Genomic DNA, 17,542 nt, shown 5'->3' on the forward strand with positions numbered 1-17,542 from the left:
CAGCATATGCCGCGACTCACGGTCAAGAGCCACATTCATGAATATCCACACGCGATTTGCGCCAAGCCCCACCGGTCGACTTCATCTCGGCCATGCCTATTCCGCCCTGCAGGCGCACGATTTTGCGCGGGGCGCAGGCGGTCGTTTCACCCTGCGCGTCGAGGATATCGACGGCACGCGCTCGCGGCCGGAACATGTCGCAGCGATCCTTGCCGATCTCGACTGGCTGGGGCTGCAATGGGACGAAGTGCCGACCTTCCAGTCGCAGCGGCTGGGGCTCTACCAGGACGCGCTCGACCGGCTGCGCGACATGGGGCTGCTCTATCCCTGTTTCTGCACCCGCGCCGACATCGCGGCGAGTCTCTCCGCGCCGCACGGGCCCGACGGCCCGCTCTATCCCGGCAACTGCCGCGGCTTGGTCGATCCCAACCTGGCCCGTCCGCATAGCTGGCGGCTGGACATGACGAAGGCGGCGGCTCTGGCAGGGCAGCTCACCTGGCACGACGCCCATGCCGGCTCGGTGGTCGCCGATCCCCTCAGCCATGGCGACGTGATCCTCGCCCGAAAGGATGCACCGGCCAGCTATCACCTTGCCGTGACGGTGGACGACGCGGCGCAGGGCATCAGCCATGTCGTGCGCGGCGCCGACCTGTTCGCCGCCACCCATGTCCACCGCCTGCTCCAGGCACTGCTCGACCTGCCGACGCCGGAATACCGCCACCATGCGCTGCTCGCCGGCCCGGACGGCCAGCGCCTCGCCAAGCGGCACGGTGCCCCGACGCTGGAATCGCTGCGGCTGGCGGGCGAGGATGGCCGCGCGCTGGCGGACAGACTGCGCAAAGGGGAAGTACCGATTGGCTTCGGCCCGATCGAGGCGTAGGGTACCGCGATGTTGTTTCTCGCGATCCTGTTCCTCGCAGCGGTCCTGGCGACGCTGTTCTTCCTCATCAAGGGGCTGGTCACCATGGCCGGCACTACCACGCAGGACCTGGAAGGCGACGGCCCCAGCGAGCGCGCGCTCCGATCGAACAAGCTGATGCAGAAGCGCATCCTGTTCCAGGCGGTGGCGATCGGCGTTGCCGCGCTGATCCTGCTGATCGCCTCCGCCAAGAGCTGAGATGCGGGTCAGCCGCCGCTGACCCGCCACACGGTGTTGCCGAGGTCATCCGCGATCAGCAGCGCGCCGGTCTTGTCGAGGCCGAGGCCCACCGGGCGGCCATGCGCCTTCTCGCCCTCCACGAAGCCGGTCACCACGTCGACCGCCTTGCCCGAGGGACGTCCCTCGGCGAACGGCACGTAGATCACCTTGTAGCCGTTGAGATGGCCGCGATCCCAGCTGCCATGCTCGCCGATGAAGGCGCCCGAGCGCCACTGCGCCGGCAGCGCGGCGGCATTGGCGGCGAACACCATGCCGAGCGGCGCGACATGGCTGCTCAGGCCGTAATCGGGCTTGATCGCCTTGGCGACGAGGTCCGGCCGCTGCGGCTTGACCCGCGGATCGACATGCTGGCCCCAATAGCTGTACGGCCAGCCATAGAAGCCGCCGTCGCGCACCGAGGTGAGGTAATCCGGCACCAGGTCCGGCCCCAGCTCATCGCGCTCGTTGACCACGGTCCACAGCACGTTGGTCAGCGGCTCGAACTGCAGCCCGTTGGGGTTGCGCAGGCCGGTGCCGTAGAGCCGATAGGCGCCGCTCGCGCGGTCGACTTCCCAGATCGCCGCACGGCCGCGCTCGGCATCCATGCCGTTCTCGGTGATGTTACTGTTCGACCCCACGCCGACATAGAGCTTGGTGCCGTCGGGGCTGGCGACGAGGCTCTTGGTCCAGTGATGGTCGATCGGGCCGCCGGGCAGGTCGAGCAGCTTGGTGCCCGCCGCGGTGATGCTGGTCTGGCCGGTCTGGTAGGGGAAGCGCAGGATCGCGTCGGTATTGGCGACGTACAGGTCGCCGCCGACCAGCGCCACGCCGAACGGCGAGTTGAGCCCGGTGATGAACTTGGTCTTGAGTTCGGGCACGCCGTCGCCGTTCGCGTCGCGCAGCAGGATGATGTCCATCCCTGCCTTGCCGCCGCCATGGGCATGCGCCTGGATCAGGTTCATCACCACGTCCTTGGGGCGATGGATCGGCTCCGAGGGGCCGTCGGTCTCGACCACCAGCACGTCGCCATTGGGCAGCGTGTAAACCGAGCGCGGCTTGGCGAGCCCGGTGGCGAAGGCCTGCACCTTCATGCCCGCCGGCACCTTGGGCTTGGCCGACCCCCAGGGGGCGGGCGGCACCACATGCATCGGCGGCACGAGATATTGCTGGATGTCCGGCAGCTTGGGATCGCCACCGATCTGCTGGCTGGTATCGCCGCCCTTGCTGGCGCAGCCGGCGAGCGCGAGCGTGGCGCTCGCGGCGAGAAGCAGTGCACGCATCAGCGAACCCCTCCGAACAGGCTTTGGCGCAGCAGGATCGCGCCAAGCGCCGAGGCGCCGGTGAGCACGAGCACGGTCAGCACCGACAGGATTAACCCGGCCGGCATCGCGCCGTACGCATCGCGGCTGTGGATGAAATTGTTGAGCAGCGCCAACACCATGGCGACGGCATAGGCGATCGCATAGGGGGTCAGCAGCCGATTGGCCCGCACCGCCGGCCGCAGCAGATCGACGATGCCGACGATTGCGCCGAGCGCGCCCAGCACCATGCCTCCGGCGATCAGCCAGTCGGAGAAATTCTTCCAGGCGATGTCATAGGTTCGGAAATAGGCGATGTCGGTGATCATGCCCGCAAAGAAGCAGACAAAGGGCAGGCCGAGCACGATCGGGTGCAGCGGCAGGCCATAGGAGCGGGAACGAAGCGGTACGGGATCGGACAAAGGGCGTCTCCCCAGACGAAGCAGGTCCTTCGAACGGTCGCGCTTTCAAGGGGTTCCGCGGCAGGACGTACTGGCGTCGCGTTCCCGGCCCGGCCTGCTAGCCCGGCGAAGGTGGAACGCGACGCGAAGCTGCCTGCTGTTACGCTGCCGCGTCGGTGCCCTCGACCGTCTCGATCAGCTCGACCACGTCGCCGATCAGCGTCCGCATCGCCACGCGGGCGGTAGTATAGTCCCTGGCGGCGATCGCATCGCGCACCGCGGCATGATCCGCCACGCTCGCGCTGCGGCCCTTGATCCGGTTGGTGAAGCGGATCGAGGTGCGCAGCGCCGTCGCCACCATGTCGCGGAATTGCGCGTAGAAGGGGTTGCCCGAGGCGCGCAGCACCGCGACGTGGAAGGCGATATCCGCGTCCAGCGTGTCGTCCAGTCCGCGCTCGGCGGCTTCCATCCGGGCGAGCCCGGCCGAGATCCGCTGCAGATCCTCGGCCGTGGCGAACTGCGCGGCCAGCGCGGCCGCCTCGGGCTCGATGGCGATGCGCAGCTGGCTGAACTGGCGCAGCAGATCGACCGAGAATTGCCGTTCGAGCAGCCAGCGCAGCACGTCGGTATCGAACAGGTTCCAGGAGGATGCCGGCTGCACCAGCGTGCCTTGGCGCGGGCGCGCGCTGAGCAGGCCCTTGGCGGTGAGCATCTTCACCGCCTCGCGCGTCACCGATCGGCTGACGCCGTGCTGCTTGGCCAGCTCCGCCTCGGTGGGGAAGGCCTCGGTCTCGTAGCGGCCGGTGACGATCGCGCGGCCCAGCGCGTCGAGCATCCCGTAGGTGAGGTTACGGCCCAGCCCCGAACGGACCGCATCGGCAGGGAGGGTAGGAGAGGTGGACATCCTCGCAATTGCTTTCCTGTTCGTGTCCGTGCGAAGCTGCGCACGTCCGCATCGTTGCACCCATGGTACTCCAGCCGCGTTGCTGGACAACCCCGATAAATAAGATAAATGATGGGCTGAACCCTGCATTGGGGCGGGGAGGGGCAAGACGCGCGGGCCATGTCGTTCGCGCCGGCACCGGCAGGAGTGGGCATGAGTCTATCCAACATCGATCTGGTCGTGGTGATCGTCTACGCGATCGGCATCTTCGGCCTCGCGCAATGGGTGAGCCGCGACAAGGGGGGCGCCACCAAGGATTCGAGCGACTATTTCCTCGCCTCGAAGAACCTGCCCTGGTGGGCGATCGGCGCCTCGCTGATCGCGGCGAACATCTCGGCCGAGCAGATCGTCGGTATGTCGGGCTCCGGCTATGCCATCGGCCTCGCGATCGCCTCCTATGAGTGGATGGCGGCGCTGACCCTGCTGATCGTCGGCAAGTTCTTCCTGCCGATCTTCCTGCGCAACGAAATCTACACGATGCCGCAGTTCCTGGAGCAGCGCTTCGGGCCAACCATCCGCACGGTGATGGCCGTGTTCTGGCTGATCCTCTACGTGTTCGTGAACCTCACCTCGATCATCTGGCTGGGATCGATCGCGGTCACCCAGGTGGCGGGCGTGAACCAGGACGTGGCGCTGATCGGGCTCGGCGCCTTCGCGCTGCTCTACCAGCTGCGCGGCGGCCTCAAGGCAGTGGCGCTGACCGACATCGTCCAGGTGACCTTGCTGGTGCTGGGCGGCCTCGTCGTCGCCTACCTGACGCTGACCAAGATCGGTGGCGATAGCGGCGTGATCGGCGGCTTCCAGGAGCTGACGCGGCGCGTGCCCGACCATTTCGACATGATCCTCTCGCCCGACAATCCGCACTACAAGGATCTGCCCGGCATCGCGGTGCTGGTCGGCGGCATGTGGATCGCCAACCTCAGCTATTGGGGCTTCAACCAGTATATCATCCAGCGCGCGCTCGCGGCGAAGAGCCTGGCCGAGGCGCAGCGCGGCGTGGTGTTCGCGGGCTTTCTCAAGCTGCTGATGCCCGTCGTCATCGTGCTGCCGGGCATCGCCGCGGTGGTGCTGGCGCCGAACCTCGCCAAGCCTGACCAGGCCTATCCGACGATGATGGCCCTGCTGCCGACCGGGCTGCTCGGCCTCGTCTTCGCGGCGCTGATCGCGGCGATCATCGCGTCGACCGCGTCCAAGATCAATTCGATCGCGACGATCTTCACGCTCGACATCTACGCCAAGCTCAAGGGCGTGCAGACCCGCGCCGAGGATGGCGCGGACAAGGCCGCGTATGAAACGCATCTGGTGCGCGTCGGCCGGATCGCGGCGGTGGTCTCCATCATCATCGCGATGTTCACCGCGCGGCCGCTGCTCGGCAGCCTCGACCAGGCGTTCCAGTATATCCAGGAATTTTCGGGCTTCGTGACGCCTGGGATCACCGTCATCTTCCTGCTCGGCCTGTTCTGGCCGCGCGCGACCGAGGCGGGGGCGCTGGTCAGCGCCGTCGCCTCGGTGGTGCTCAGCTTCGTCTTCTGGTTCCCGGCGAAGTGGGGCGGTATCGAAGCGCTGAACGCGGTGCCGTTCATCAACCGCATGGGCATCGTCTTCCTCGCCGCGCTGGCGCTGGCGGTGATCGTCTCGCTGGCCCGCCCCGCGGCGCGGGGCAGCAACCGCATCCGCATGGAAGGCGTTCGCTTCCACACCGCCACCGGCTTCAACGTCGCCGCCGTGGTGATCATTCTGATCCTCATCGGGCTGTACGCAACATGGTGGTAAGCTTCTCGGGCTCCTTCCTCGCGGTCGACTGGGGCACGACCAACCGCCGCGTCTTCCTGGTCGAGAACGGCGCGGTCACCCGCACCGAGCGCGACGACAAGGGCGTCACCTCGGTCACCGATTTCGCCGCCGAAGCCGCCGATATCGGCGCGCGCCACGGCGACTTGCCGCTGCTGATGGCGGGCATGGTCGGCGCCAATATCGGCTGGGCACCGGCGCCCTATGTCGCGGCACCCGCGGGCATCGCCGAGCTGGCGGCCGGGCTGCTCTGGGTCGAGGAGCGCAGCGCGATCGTGCCCGGTGTCTCGACCATGGTCACCGGCCGGCCGGACGTGATGCGCGGCGAGGAAGTCCAGCTGCTCGGCGCAGTCCGCGCGGGTCTGGCGCCCGCCGATGCGCTGCTCGTCCAGCCGGGCACCCATTGCAAATGGGTGGAGATGGCGGACGGGCGCATCGCCGATTTCACCACCGCGATGACCGGCGAGCTGTTCGCCACGCTGCGCAAGCACGGCCTGCTCGCCGCGCAGCTCGGCGGCGAGGTGCACGTCGGCCCCGCTTTCCATGCCGGCGTGGAGGAGGGACGCAAGCGCGACCTCGCCGCCTCGCTGTTCGGCATCCGCGCCGCCAAGATGCTGGGCGTGCGCGACGATGCGGACGCTGCCGCGTTTGCCAGCGGGCTGCTGATCGGCAGCGACGTCGCCGCGCGGCTGGAACATGCCGGGCACGACACCGTCCATATCCTGGCCGACCCGATGCTGGGCGGCCTCTATGCCGCCGCGATCGGCGCGCAGGGCCGCGAGGCGGTCATCGCCAGCAGCCATGACGCGTTCGTCGCGGGAATCCTTGCCATTGCGGAGCAGATTGCATGAGCCACATCGCCGAATTCGACGCCGCCTTCGCCCGTTGCCCGTTGATCGCGATCCTGCGGGGCGTGAAGCCCGACGAGGTCGAGGCGATCGGTGACGAACTGGTCGCGGCCGGCTTCACCCTGATCGAAGTGCCGATGAACTCGCCCGAGCCGCTGGAGAGCGTGTCGCGCCTCGCCAAGCGCTTTGCAGGCCGCGCGGTGATCGGCGCGGGCACGGTGCTCAAGGTCGAGCAGGTGCAGGCGGTGGCGGACGCCGGCGGCACGATGATCATATCGCCCAACGCGAACCTCGACGTGATCCGTGCGAGCGCGGCGGCGGGGCTGGTCTCGCTCCCCGGCATCGTGACCCCGAGCGAGGCCTTCGCGGCGCTCGACGCGGGTGCGACCGCGCTCAAGCTGTTCCCGGCCGAGGCGGCGAGCCCGACCGTGCTCAAGGCGATGCGCGCGGTGCTGACCGAGGCCCGGATCCTGCCGGTGGGCGGCGTGTCGCCGGACACGATGGCGCCCTGGATCGCCGCGGGCGCGCCCGGCTTCGGCCTGGGCTCGGCGCTCTACAAGGCGGGGATGAGCGCCGAGCAGGTCGGCGCCAATGCACGGGCGTTCGTCGCCGCGCTGGGGTAAGCCCTTCGTCTTAAGTCCCCCTCCCGCTTGCGGGAGGGGTTAGGGGAGGGTGTGTGAGGGTAGCGGGCAATCCGTTCGCGCTAAATCGCGTCCGCTCTCAAAATGGCTCCCGGTTAAAGCAGCGCTTCCAAGTCTCGGTCGCTTGAGCCGCTTTCAATGATGCGGCCGTCGTCTGCTACAATCACTGCGCCATGACCGACGAGCAGCGCACCAAGGTCTCCTTGCTCGATGTAAGATTGAGCCTGGTAATGGAAGGCCCAGCCGGCCGACAGGCGCTTCGGCGGCAGAAGCGTCGGTGCCAACGCCTCCCCGATCGCCGCAGACTTTCGACTAAGGAAGTCTTGAAACGCTCGGATGGCCGCTTGTTCGTCCATGGCTCACCTAGAAAAATGGCGTGTCTTCAGCACCAGTCCCCGCTTCCAGCACGCACCCTCCCCCCGGCCCCCTCCCGCAAGCGGGAGGGGGAGAGATGGCTTACTCCGCCGCGATCCCCGCCTTGGCGAACATGTCGCCTTCGATCGCGTCTTCGTTGGCGATCGTGCTCGTCTTGGCCTGGCGGCGCTTGTCGAAGCTGTCCCATACCTCGTTCCACTGGCCGCGCGTCGCTGCCTTCGAATATTCGGTCGCGCGCGTCTCGAAGAAATTGGCGTGCTCGACGCCGTTGAGCAGCGGGGCGAGCCAGGGCAGGGGATGCTCGTCGATCATGTAGATCGGCTTCAGGCCCAGCTGGCCCAGGCGCCAGTCGGCGATGAAGCGAACGTACTTCTTGATGTCCTTCGGCGTCATGCCGTTCACCGGGCCCATCTCGAACACCAGGTCGATGAACGCGTCCTCGATGCGGACGGTCTTCTGGCACATGTCCAGAATGTCGTCGCGCACGCTCGGCGTCATGCAGTTCCGTTCCTTGCAGAAGGTGTGGAACAGCTTGATGATGCCTTCGCAGTGCAGGCTCTCGTCGCGGATCGACCAGGTGACGATCTGGCCCATGCCCTTCATCTTGTTGAAGCGCGGGAAGTTCATCAGCATCGCGAAGCTGGCGAACAGCTGCAGCCCCTCGGTGAAGCCGCCGAACATCGCCAGCGTCTTGGCGATATCCTCGTCGGTATCGACGCCGAAGGTGCTCAGATAGTCGTGCTTGTCCTTCATCTCCTTGTACTGGAGGAAGGCGCTATACTCGGTTTCGGGCATGCCGATCGTGTCGAGCAGGTGGCTATACGCCGCGATGTGCACCGTCTCCATGTTGGAGAAGGCGGTGAGCATCATCTTGATCTCGGTCGGCTTGAACACGCGGCCGTACTTCTCGTGGTAGCAATCCTGCACTTCCACGTCGGCCTGGGTGAAAAAGCGGAAGATCTGGGTGAGCAGGTTGCGCTCGTGATCGGTCAGCTTCTGCGCCCAGTCGCGGCAATCCTCGCCCAGCGGCACTTCTTCCGGCAGCCAGTGAACCTGCTGCTGGCGCTTCCAATATTCATAGGCCCAGGGATATTCGAAGGGCTTGTAGGTCTTGCGGGCTTCGAGAAGCGACATGGGGGTACTCCGGCAGGTATTCGTCAGATACGGTGGAAACGAGAAACTAGGATCCTCCCCCGGAGGGGGAGGGGGACCGCCCGCAGGGCGGTGGAGGGGTATCAAGGCCGGGGACGAAGGCCGGCGCTCCCAGCGGGGACACCCCTCCGTCAGGCCTGCGGCCTGCCACCTCCCCTTGCAGGGGAGGATTGCGGAAGAAGCCGCTCAAGCCACCCCTCCCGCACTCGCAAAGGCCAGCGCGAAGCCGGTGAGGAACAGGCCGAGCGCGACCAGCATCATGCCGCCGATCCGCAGCGCATAGGTCGCCTGCTCGCTGACCTCCATGCGCAGCAGCCCGCGCGCCGCCGCGGGGCGGAGAAGGACGATCAGTCCTGCCGTGCCCGACGCGATGCCGAGGCCGGCCTGAAGGGCGAGCGTGCGTGTCATTGGTCGATCACCCGTCCGCGGACGGTCTTCATCCCATCGCGCACCACGACACGCTCGCGATAGACGACCTTGCGGCCACCCTGCGCGCCGACGCCGAGGAACACCACGCCGATGAAGAAGCCGAAATCATACCAGCCGCCATTGTTCGGCACCGCATAGACCGCGACCTCCGGGAACAGCAGCGACAACCCCCAGGCGACGGGGAAGATGAAGCCGTGCCACAGCCCGAGCAGGAAGCCCGGTGCCTGTGGGGCAACCGCGCTCGGCACCTGGTGCGCACAGGCGGCGAGCAGGGCGAGGGCGGCGAGGGCGAAGGCGGCGCGGATCTTCATGCGGCTATCCCTAGGTATGGCAGACGGCCCTTGGGGCAGCGTGCATCGTTTCGCGACCGCGTGCGTTCGGTGCGCGAACCCCAAGTAGGAGAAGACCCATGGCAGATCTGAGCGCAATCAAGGAGCATATGGAAGTCATCGGCGCCGACGGCGTCCATGTCGGCACCGTCGACCACGTCGATGGCGATCGCATCAAGCTCACCAAAAAGGATTCGGGTGCGCAGGTCGAAGGCGCCGAAGGCAGCCACGAAGGCCATCACCACTACATCCCGGGCGGCCTGGTCGCCGAAGTCGAGGGCGACAAGGTCCGCCTGTCGGCCAACGCCGACGTCGCGGCCGAGCTGTTCGAAGAAGAGGCGTAACGCCGCGGGCGGTGAGGAGGCACGTGCCTTCCTCACCGCTTCCTCTCGTGCCTCAGCACGAGCCCCTGCCTCTCCCGGTGCGGGAGAGGAGGGCAAGAGGGTGGACCGCCGCTGCATTGCCGAGGTTCACTGGCAGGCCAGGCATTCGTCATAATCAGTCGACTCGCCCAGATCGAACTTGGGCTTCTCGATCGTGTTGTCTGCCTCGACCCCGCCCGCGAAGCCGGCGCGCTGCACCGACTTGGAGCGCAGATAGTAGAGCGACTTGATGCCCAGCTCCCAGGCGCGGAAGTGGAGCATCAGCAGGTCCCACTTTTCCACGTCGGCCGGGATGAACAGGTTGAGCGACTGCGCCTGATCGATGAACGGCGCGCGATCGCCCGCCAGCTCCAGGATCCAGCGCTGGTCGATCTCGAAGCTGGTCTTGTACGTGTCCTTCTCTTCCGGCGTCAGGAAGTCGAGATGCTGGACCGAGCCGCCCTGCTCGAGGATCGAATTCCACACCGCGTCGGAGTTCTTGGACTTCTCGCGGAGCAGCTTCTCCAGATATGGATTGCGCACCGAGAAGGAGCCGCTGAGCGTCTTGTGGGTGTAGATATTGGCCGGGATCGGCTCGATGCAGGCGCTGGTGCCGCCGCAGATGATCGAGATCGACGCGGTCGGCGCAATCGCCATCTTGCAGCTGAAGCGCTCCATCACGCCCATGTCGGCGGCGTCCGGGCAAGGCCCGCGCTCGACCGCCAGCGCCATCGAGGCTTCGTTCACCTGCGCGCTGACATGCTTGAAGATGCGCAGGTTCCAGCTCTTCGCCATCGCGCCTTCGAACGGAATGCCGCGCGCCTGGAGGAAGCTGTGGAAGCCCATCACGCCGAGACCGACCGAACGCTCGCGCGCCGCCGAATAGCGTGCACGGGCCATCTCGTCGGGCGCGCGCTCGATATAGTCGGTCAGCACATTGTCGAGGAAGCGCATCACGTCCTCGATGAACAGCTTGTCCTTGTTCCACTCGTCCCAGGTTTCGAGGTTGAGCGAGGACAGACAGCACACCGCGGTGCGATCGTTGCCGAGATGGTCGCGGCCGGTGGGCAGCGTGATCTCCGAGCACAGGTTCGAGGTCGAGACCTTGAGGCCCAGATCGCGGTGGTGCTTCGGCATGGTCGAGTTTACGTGATCCGAGAACACGATGTACGGCTCGCCGGTGGCGAGGCGGGTCTCGACCAGCTTCTGGAACAGCGCGCGCGCATCCACCGTGGCGCGGACCGAGCCGTCCTTCGGGCTCTTCAGCTGCCACTCGGCGCCGTCGCGCACCGCTTCCATGAACGCGTCGGGGATCAGCACGCCGTGGTGCAGGTTGAGCGCCTTGCGGTTGAAGTCGCCCGAGGGTTTCCGGATCTCGAGGAACTCCTCGATCTCGGGGTGCGAGATGTCGAGATAGCAGGCGGCCGAGCCGCGGCGCAGCGAGCCCTGCGAGATCGCCAGCGTCAGCGAATCCATCACGCGGACGAACGGGATGATGCCGCTGGTCTTGCCGTTCAGGCCGACCGGCTCGCCGATGCCGCGCACGCTGCCCCAATAGGTGCCGATGCCGCCGCCCCGCGAAGCGAGCCAGACATTCTCGTTCCAGGTCTGGACGATGCCGTCCAGGCTGTCCGGCACCGAATTGAGGTAGCAGCTGATCGGCAGGCCGCGGCCCGTCCCACCGTTCGACAGCACCGGGGTGGCCGGCATGAACCACAGCTTGGAGATATAGTCGTAGAGGCGCTGCGCGTGCGCCTGGTTGTCGGCATAGGCTGAGGCGACGCGGACGAACAGGTCCTGATAGCTTTCGCCGGGGAGGAGGTAGCGGTCCTTCAGCGTCTCCTTGCCGAAATCGGTGAGCAGCGCGTCGCGCGCATGATCGACCTCGACCGGATAGGGCTGCGGCACGATCGCCTTGCTGTCGAGCGCCTTGCTGGCGGGGGCGGCTTCGATGGTGGCGGTCTCGTTCACGCTGGTCTCACTATCTCTGAATTCCATACCTCGGACCCCTGTCTTCTGCAGTACGCAACAACCGACTCGGGGCACGGTAGCTATCGTAGCACCAGCCGGGTTTGCGCGAGAACAAAAAGTGTCCATCGGCCCGGCGCCCGGCACGAATCTACCCATGCCGCATTTGGGGATGCGAACGATGGGTTACCAGTGCTTGGGCTTGCCCCTTGGTGCGACCACTACAGATTGTGCCAATCCGAGTTCGCACACAAGAGCCCAAATGAAGCTGGAATGCAACGGCTCATCGCTGGAATGACTCGGCTCACGGCGCGCCTGACGCCGCGGAAAGCGCGCGACGCACGGTCCTTCCTTGCCTCCGGAAAAGGCAAGGGAACGAACGCGGAACTGCAAATAAATTTTGGGGGATGAATCACCCCGGCCACAACCACTGGTGGCTGTGGCGGGGCAGGCTGCACCATGGGCGCTATGCGAGCGGCAGATAGAGCTCGGTCACGGCCTCGTTCTCGGGCACATCGGGGAAGAAGGCGACGCGGCGGGCGAAGAGCGGGAAGTCGCCCGGTTCCTCGCCGCTCTCGGGCAGCCATTCGCGGTAGAGGAAGAGTGCGGCGGGTTCGAGGTCGTCGGCTTGGCCCACTACCCGCAGCATCGCGCAGCGGCTGGCGGGGATCAGACCGGGTTCGATGCCGTGCGCCGGGTCGGCCACGGGGTGCGCAGTGCCGGCGCAGAGATCGAGACGATAGTCTTCCGGCGGCGTGGTGCGCGGGTCGGTGTGGAAGATGGTGTAGGTTGCGCTCGCCGGCGGGCGGTGGCCGGTGGTTTTCCGCCAGGCGATGAAGCGGCGGATCGTGTCGCCGAGATGGGCGGGGTCGCCGCGGTGCGTGCGGAACGCTACCGGGGTGGCGGGGAAGTCGAGCATGGTCACGTCGTCGGGGGTGAATCTAGTCTGCATCGTCTGGCTCCTTGCTTGGGTGAGCGGCGCGAGCGCCGCGTGCCAGGGATACCAGTCCGGCGCCGCGCGGAATTGCGAGGGCGCCTGGCCGAAGCGCTGGCGGAAGGCCCGGGCAAACGCCTCGGGCGCTTCATAGCCGGCGTCGAGCGCGATGCCCGTCACGGCCTCGTCCGGCCGATAGGCGAGGCGGTACGACGCCCGCTTCATCCGCACGAGCTGGACGTAGCGATGCACCGACAGGCCGAACAGCGCGCTGAACTGGCGGTGGAAATGATGCTTCGAAAATGCCGCGACGCCCGCCAGCGTCTCCAGGTCGAGATCCTCCCCGGCATGCGTGTCGACATGGTCGAGCACGCGCTGCATCCGGGCATGGTAGCGGGCGAGCGGCGTCTGCATCTTTTCCTCCGTGGCGGCACCTTCCTATGCGGCAGGGGGCCGGCCTGCCCGACCGATCTTGCCATTGTCCATCGGGGCAGGATTGCGCTTGCCCGGCGCTACGGTAGGCTGCTGCCAAACCAGACAAAAGAGGGCTGCGATGCGGACTTGGGGTGTTGCGATGCTGGCACTGGTAGCGGCCAGCCCGGCGATGGCGCAGGTGCAGGTGGCGGAGGTGCCGGCAACCCGGATCGCCGCCGATCTTGCTGCGGGCAAGACGAGCAGCGCCGCGGTCACCGCCGCCTATCTCGCGCGCATCGTGGCGACGGACCAGAAGGGCCCGACGCTCCGCGCAGTGATCGCGGTGAGCCCCGATGCGCTCGCCCAGGCGCGCGCCAGCGATGCGCGGCGCAAGGCCGGAAAGTCGCTCGGCCCGCTCGACGGCGTACCGGTGTTGATCAAGGACAATATCGAGACGAAGGAGCTGCCGACCACCGCCGGCAGCCTCGCGCTCAAGGACAACCGCACCGGCCGCGATGCGCCGGTGGTGGCGCAGCTGCGCGCCGCGGGCGCGGTGATCCTCGGCAAGACCAACCTCAGCGAATGGGCCAACATCCGCTCGGACCATTCGATGAGCGGGTGGAGCGCGGTCGGTGGGCTGGTGCGCAATCCGTACGCGCTGGATCGCACCACCTGCGGCTCGTCCAGCGGATCGGGCGCGGCGGCGGCGGCCAGCTTTGCAGCGGTGGCGGTGGGCACCGAGACCGACGGGTCGGTGGTCTGTCCCTCGGTGATGAACGGGCTGGTGGGGCTCAAGCCGACGCTGGGGCTGGTGAGCCGCACCCGCGTCGTGCCGATCAGCCACAGCCAGGATACGCCGGGGCCGATGGGGCGCAGCGTGGGTGATGTCGCGCTGCTTTTCTCCGCGATGGTCGGCGAGGATCCTGCCGATCCGGCGACCAAGGGCGCGAATGCCTATCGCAAGGACTATGCGCAGGGCCTTGCTGCCGATGCGCTGAGGGGGATGCGGATCGGCTATTGGAGGCCGGACATGGCCGACGATCTCGCGGCCCGATTCGACAAGGCGCTGGACGAACTGCGCGCGGCCGGCGCGACCCTGGTCGAGGTGAAGGTGCCGAAGCTGGACGGGCTGGGCGAGGCCGAAGGCCTGGTGCTCTATACCGAGCTCAAGGCCGATCTGGCGGCGTATCTCGCGACCACCCCGGCGAGCGTGAAAGTGCGGACGCTGGCCGAGGTGATCGCCTTCAACCAGGCGCATGCCGCCGACGAGATGGCCTTTTTCGGCCAGGAAACCTTCCTCAAGGCCGAGGCGACCAAGGGGCTCGATGATCCCGACTACAAGGCGGCGCGGGTCAAGTCGCAGCGGCTGGCGGGGCCGGAGGGGATCGATGCGATGCTCAAGGCGGCAGGCGCGCAGGTGCTGGTGACGCCGACCTATGGCACGCCGTGGCTGAGCGATCCGGCCCACGGCGACCAGTTCGTCGGCCCCTCGGCGAGCGAGCTGCCGGCGGTGTCGGGCTATCCGCACCTCACGGTGCCGATGGGGCTGGTGAACGGGTTGCCGGCCGGGCTGTCGTTCATCGGCACGGCCTATTCGGACGGGCTGCTGCTGCGCGCGGGCTATGCCTATGAGCAAGCGAGCAAGGCGCGGGTGGCGCCGCAGTATCGGGCGACGATCCCGGCGGATCTGGGGCCGCGGGGGCGGTGAGGGGTTAATTTAGCCCCTCCCCTTCAGGGGAGGGTTGGGGTGGGGCTGTGTCTCACAGAGACCAACTTGCGTTCTGGAATCCCTCCACCCCCAAACCCCTCCTCCGAGGAGGAGGAGCTTAGGTCAGGACGTTACCGCTCGCTCAGATAGTAGCGCTCGACTTCCTTCAGGTCGCCGTCGAGCTCGTACACAATCGGCTGGCCGGTCGGGATTTCCAGGCTGACGATCTCGTCATCGGGAATGCCCGACAGGTGCTTCACCAGCGCGCGCAGCGAGTTGCCATGGGCGGCGATCAGCACGCGCTTGCCGGCCTTCAGCTCCGGCGCGATGCGCTGCTCCCAATAGGGCAGCACGCGGGCGATCGTGTCCTTCAGGCTTTCGGTCTGCGGGATCGGGATGCCGGCATAGCGCGGGTCCTTGGTCAGGTCCCAGGGGGAGCCCGCCTCGGGGAGCGGCGGCGGCACGTCGAAGCTGCGGCGCCAGATCTTCACCTGTTCGTCGCCGTGCTTGGCGGCGGTCTCGGCCTTGTCCAGCCCGGTCAGGCCACCATAATGGCGCTCGTTCAGGCGCCAGTCCTTCTCTTCCGGCAGCCACAGGCGGTCCATCGCCTCCAGCGCCAGGTGCAGCGTCTTGATCGCGCGGCTCTGGAAGCTGGTGAAGCACTGATCGAAATCGAGGCCCTTCTCCTTCATCAGCGTGCCGGCAGCGGTCGCTTCGCGCACGCCCTGCTCGGTCAGATCCACGTCCCACCAGCCGGTGAAGCGGTTTTCCAGGTTCCAGGCCGACTGGCCGTGGCGGATCAGGACGAGGGTGGGCATGGGCGATCTCCTTGTAACTGCGCGTCGCCGTCCTTAGCGAAAGGGGCGACAGGGACAAGCGCAGGAGACGACAAGCATGGCATTGGTTCGACAGACGCTGGTCTATGACGGCCCGGGCGGCCCGTTCGAGGGCGTGGCGGCATGGGACGATGCGGTTTCGGGCAAGCGGCCGGCGGTGCTGGTGCTGCCCAACATCCTCGGCCAGAAGGAAGAGGATAATGTGAAGGCCGATGCGCTGGCCGCGCTCGGCTATGTCGCGCTGGTCGCGGACGTATACGGTCAGGGCAAGCGCACCACGCTCAGCGACCCGGAAGTCGGCCGCTACATGGCGGAGCTCAATGCCGATCGCGGGCTGTTGCGGGTGCGGCTGGAGGCGTCGCTGGCGGCGCTGGTCGGGCTGGAGCAGGCGGATGCCGAGCGCACCGCCGCGATCGGCTTCTGCTTCGGCGGCAAGTGCGTGCTGGACATGGCACGCGCCGGGCTGCCCATCGTGGGCGGGGTGTCGTTCCACGGCGTCTATGACCGCCCGGACTACGCCAATGTGCACCCGATCACCGCCAAGCTGCTCGTCTGCCATGGCTGGGAGGATCCGATCGCCCCACCCGAGGCAACGGTCGCGCTGGCGCAGGAACTGACCCAGGCCGGCGCCGACTGGCAGCTCCACGCCTATGGCCATGCCGGCCATGCCTTCACCGATATCAGCCGCAAGGGCGGCGACAATCCGAAGGTAGCGTTCGAGCCCAAGGCCGATCGCCGCAGCTGGCAGGCGATGACCTATTTCCTCGCCGAGCTGTTCGGATGAAATGAACCGCCTGCGCGACGCCTGGAATGCCATGCTGGGGCACATCACGCCTCGCACCGTCGACGCCGCCGAGTGCGTCGTCTCGGTGCTGCTGTCGATCCTCGTCGCGCACGCGATCGGCGGCGACAATGTCGCCTGGGCGGCGTTCGCCGGCTATATGGTGATGCGCGGGCGTGCCAGCGAGACGGTGGTGCGCGGGCTACTGCGGATCGTCGGCACGGTGACCGGCGGTGCGCTGGCCTTGCTGCTGGCGCCGCTGGTGGCGACCAGCTGGGCGGGCAGCGCCATCGCGATGATGGTGGTGGGCACGTTGAGCCTCTACCGCGCGCTCACCGCGCGGCGGGCCTATGCCTGGCTGTTCTTCGGCCTCACCTTCGCGATGGTGCTGCTCGACAAGATCGACGCGCCTGCCACTGCGCTCGGCGAGTTCGTCGAGACCCGCATCCTGGAAACGGTGGCCGGCACGCTCGCCTGCATGGCGGTCAGCATCGTCTCGGCGCTGACGGTCCGGCGCCGCTGGCCGGCTGCGCCCACTCCGCCGGCGGTGGTCGCGCTGTGGCATCCTGCGGCCTTCTACCACGCCGCGCAGGCCGGCGTTGCGCTTGCCCTGCTGATCGGTGTGGCGCGCGCCTTCGCCTTGCCCGCGCTGGCGCAGAGCGCGGTGGGGGTGATGGCGGTGATGCTGGTGCCGGTCCACGGGCTCGGCGCGGGCGGGCTGGTGCCGGTGAGCGCGCGGCTGGCGCAGCGCTTCGTCGGCTGCCTCGCTGGCGCGGCGCTCGCCGCACTATATCTGTTCGGCGCGGATGGCCACGCACCCGTATTGATTGCCGGCACCGCGATCGGGGTAGCGATCGGGCGGATGATCGAGAACGGGCCGCACAGCTATCGCTATGTCGGCACGCAATTCACCCTGGCGGTGCTGGTGATGCTGGTGCCCGACAATTATGCCGATGGCGACGTGCTGCCGGGCATCGAGCGGCTGGTCGCAGTGCTGATCGGCATGGCGATCCTCGAGCCGGTGCTGCTTGCCGGCCATTGGCTGGCGCCGCGCTATGCCCTGGGCGGCGGGGGCAGGGCGGGCCTCGACGAGCCCGGCGGCGTCTGAGCCGCGCAACCGAAGCAAAAAGGCAACGTCACGCCAGTTTTATCGAAACGCCGCCGAACTGAAACATCGCGACCCTAGCCGCCCCC

The 17,542-nt window shown here is 67.3% G+C and carries 19 protein-coding genes; 9 read left to right on the forward strand and 10 right to left on the reverse strand.

Going from position 1 to position 17,542, the window contains the following annotated elements; genetic code table 11:
• Positions 1-37 precede the first annotated feature (37 nt).
• On the forward strand, positions 38-880 hold the full coding sequence (gluQRS, locus tag ACTJKY_RS04435) for a tRNA glutamyl-Q(34) synthetase GluQRS (RefSeq protein WP_440844463.1): 843 nt from the start codon (positions 38-40) through the stop codon (positions 878-880).
• 9 nt (positions 881-889) lie between these two features.
• Complete coding sequence (locus ACTJKY_RS04440; RefSeq protein WP_125976609.1) at positions 890-1,117, forward strand: HIG1 domain-containing protein; 228 nt, start codon at positions 890-892, stop codon at positions 1,115-1,117.
• A gap of 8 nt (positions 1,118-1,125) precedes the next feature.
• Here the strand turns inward: ACTJKY_RS04440 and ACTJKY_RS04445 are convergent, their stop codons facing one another.
• From ACTJKY_RS04445 to ACTJKY_RS04455, 3 genes are all read right to left on the reverse strand, one after another.
• Complete coding sequence (locus tag ACTJKY_RS04445; RefSeq protein WP_440844465.1) at positions 1,126-2,418, reverse strand: PQQ-dependent sugar dehydrogenase; 1,293 nt, start codon at positions 2,416-2,418, stop codon at positions 1,126-1,128.
• Positions 2,418-2,858, reverse strand: a complete 441-nt coding sequence (locus ACTJKY_RS04450) for a DUF2231 domain-containing protein (protein ID WP_440844466.1) — start codon at positions 2,856-2,858, stop codon at positions 2,418-2,420. The genes ACTJKY_RS04445 and ACTJKY_RS04450 overlap by 1 nt, the downstream gene beginning before the upstream one ends.
• Positions 2,859-2,997: 139 nt before the next feature.
• A complete protein-coding gene (locus ACTJKY_RS04455; RefSeq protein ID WP_440844468.1) occupies positions 2,998-3,741 on the reverse strand; it encodes a FadR/GntR family transcriptional regulator in 744 nt (247 codons plus the stop codon).
• Positions 3,742-3,933: 192 nt separating this feature from the next.
• On the opposite strand from ACTJKY_RS04455, the gene ACTJKY_RS04460 reads away from it, so the two are divergent.
• The 3 genes from ACTJKY_RS04460 to ACTJKY_RS04470 are packed head-to-tail and all read left to right on the forward strand — an operon-like array spanning position 3,934 to position 7,042.
• Positions 3,934-5,553, forward strand: a complete 1,620-nt coding sequence (locus tag ACTJKY_RS04460) for a sodium/sugar symporter (protein WP_440844470.1) — start codon at positions 3,934-3,936, stop codon at positions 5,551-5,553.
• Entirely contained in the window at positions 5,544-6,422 is an 879-nt protein-coding gene (locus tag ACTJKY_RS04465) for a 2-dehydro-3-deoxygalactonokinase (RefSeq protein ID WP_440844471.1), read from the forward strand. The genes ACTJKY_RS04460 and ACTJKY_RS04465 overlap by 10 nt, the downstream gene beginning before the upstream one ends.
• On the forward strand, positions 6,419-7,042 hold the full coding sequence (locus ACTJKY_RS04470) for a 2-dehydro-3-deoxy-6-phosphogalactonate aldolase (protein WP_440844473.1): 624 nt from the start codon (positions 6,419-6,421) through the stop codon (positions 7,040-7,042). Before ACTJKY_RS04465 ends, ACTJKY_RS04470 begins: the two co-directional genes overlap by 4 nt.
• Positions 7,043-7,155: 113 nt before the next feature.
• Here the strand turns inward: ACTJKY_RS04470 and ACTJKY_RS04475 are convergent, their stop codons facing one another.
• The 4 genes from ACTJKY_RS04475 to ACTJKY_RS04490 all read right to left on the reverse strand — a co-directional run bounded on the left by ACTJKY_RS04475 (position 7,156) and on the right by ACTJKY_RS04490 (position 9,327).
• Positions 7,156-7,416 (reverse strand): YrhB domain-containing protein, encoded by a 261-nt coding sequence (locus tag ACTJKY_RS04475; protein WP_440844474.1) that lies wholly within the window; start codon positions 7,414-7,416, stop codon positions 7,156-7,158.
• A gap of 100 nt (positions 7,417-7,516) precedes the next feature.
• The gene (locus ACTJKY_RS04480) at positions 7,517-8,569 is read right to left on the reverse strand and encodes a ribonucleotide-diphosphate reductase subunit beta (RefSeq protein ID WP_064310348.1); all 1,053 of its coding nucleotides are present in this window, start codon (positions 8,567-8,569) and stop codon (positions 7,517-7,519) included.
• Between the two features lie 204 nt (positions 8,570-8,773).
• Positions 8,774-8,995, reverse strand: coding sequence for a hypothetical protein (locus tag ACTJKY_RS04485; RefSeq protein WP_440844475.1), 222 nt, complete (start codon positions 8,993-8,995; stop codon positions 8,774-8,776).
• The gene (locus ACTJKY_RS04490) at positions 8,992-9,327 is read right to left on the reverse strand and encodes a hypothetical protein (RefSeq protein ID WP_440844476.1); all 336 of its coding nucleotides are present in this window, start codon (positions 9,325-9,327) and stop codon (positions 8,992-8,994) included. The genes ACTJKY_RS04485 and ACTJKY_RS04490 overlap by 4 nt, the downstream gene beginning before the upstream one ends.
• A 98-nt stretch (positions 9,328-9,425) precedes the next feature.
• Between ACTJKY_RS04490 and ACTJKY_RS04495 the strand changes: the two genes are divergently transcribed.
• Entirely contained in the window at positions 9,426-9,689 is a 264-nt protein-coding gene (locus tag ACTJKY_RS04495; protein WP_440844477.1) for a DUF2171 domain-containing protein, read from the forward strand.
• A gap of 126 nt (positions 9,690-9,815) precedes the next feature.
• Here ACTJKY_RS04495 and ACTJKY_RS04500 read toward each other — a convergent pair whose 3' ends face one another.
• Both ACTJKY_RS04500 and ACTJKY_RS04505 read right to left on the reverse strand, forming a co-directional pair.
• Positions 9,816-11,705 (reverse strand): ribonucleoside-diphosphate reductase subunit alpha, encoded by a 1,890-nt coding sequence (locus ACTJKY_RS04500; protein ID WP_440844478.1) that lies wholly within the window; start codon positions 11,703-11,705, stop codon positions 9,816-9,818.
• Positions 11,706-12,141: 436 nt separating this feature from the next.
• Positions 12,142-13,023, reverse strand: a complete 882-nt coding sequence (locus ACTJKY_RS04505) for an AraC family transcriptional regulator (protein WP_440844479.1) — start codon at positions 13,021-13,023, stop codon at positions 12,142-12,144.
• A 139-nt stretch (positions 13,024-13,162) separates the two neighbouring features.
• Between ACTJKY_RS04505 and ACTJKY_RS04510 the strand changes: the two genes are divergently transcribed.
• Complete coding sequence (locus ACTJKY_RS04510) at positions 13,163-14,731, forward strand: amidase (protein WP_440844480.1); 1,569 nt, start codon at positions 13,163-13,165, stop codon at positions 14,729-14,731.
• 131 nt (positions 14,732-14,862) lie between these two features.
• On the opposite strand, the gene gpmA is transcribed toward ACTJKY_RS04510, so the two are convergent.
• On the reverse strand, positions 14,863-15,549 hold the full coding sequence (gene gpmA / locus ACTJKY_RS04515) for a 2,3-diphosphoglycerate-dependent phosphoglycerate mutase (RefSeq protein WP_440844482.1): 687 nt from the start codon (positions 15,547-15,549) through the stop codon (positions 14,863-14,865).
• 76 nt (positions 15,550-15,625) lie between these two features.
• Between gpmA and ACTJKY_RS04520 the strand changes: the two genes are divergently transcribed.
• Entirely contained in the window at positions 15,626-16,351 is a 726-nt protein-coding gene (locus tag ACTJKY_RS04520; RefSeq protein ID WP_440844483.1) for a dienelactone hydrolase family protein, read from the forward strand.
• Position 16,352: 1 nt separating this feature from the next.
• Positions 16,353-17,456 carry an FUSC family protein gene (locus ACTJKY_RS04525; protein ID WP_440844484.1) on the forward strand — a complete coding sequence of 368 codons (1,104 nt, stop codon included), beginning with the start codon at positions 16,353-16,355 and terminating at the stop codon, positions 17,454-17,456.
• The last annotated feature ends 86 nt before the right edge of the window (positions 17,457-17,542 follow it).

The sequence above is a fragment of the Sphingomonas sp. 22176 genome (genome assembly GCF_052045505.1).
Taxonomy (GTDB): Bacteria; Pseudomonadota; Alphaproteobacteria; order Sphingomonadales; family Sphingomonadaceae; genus Sphingomonas.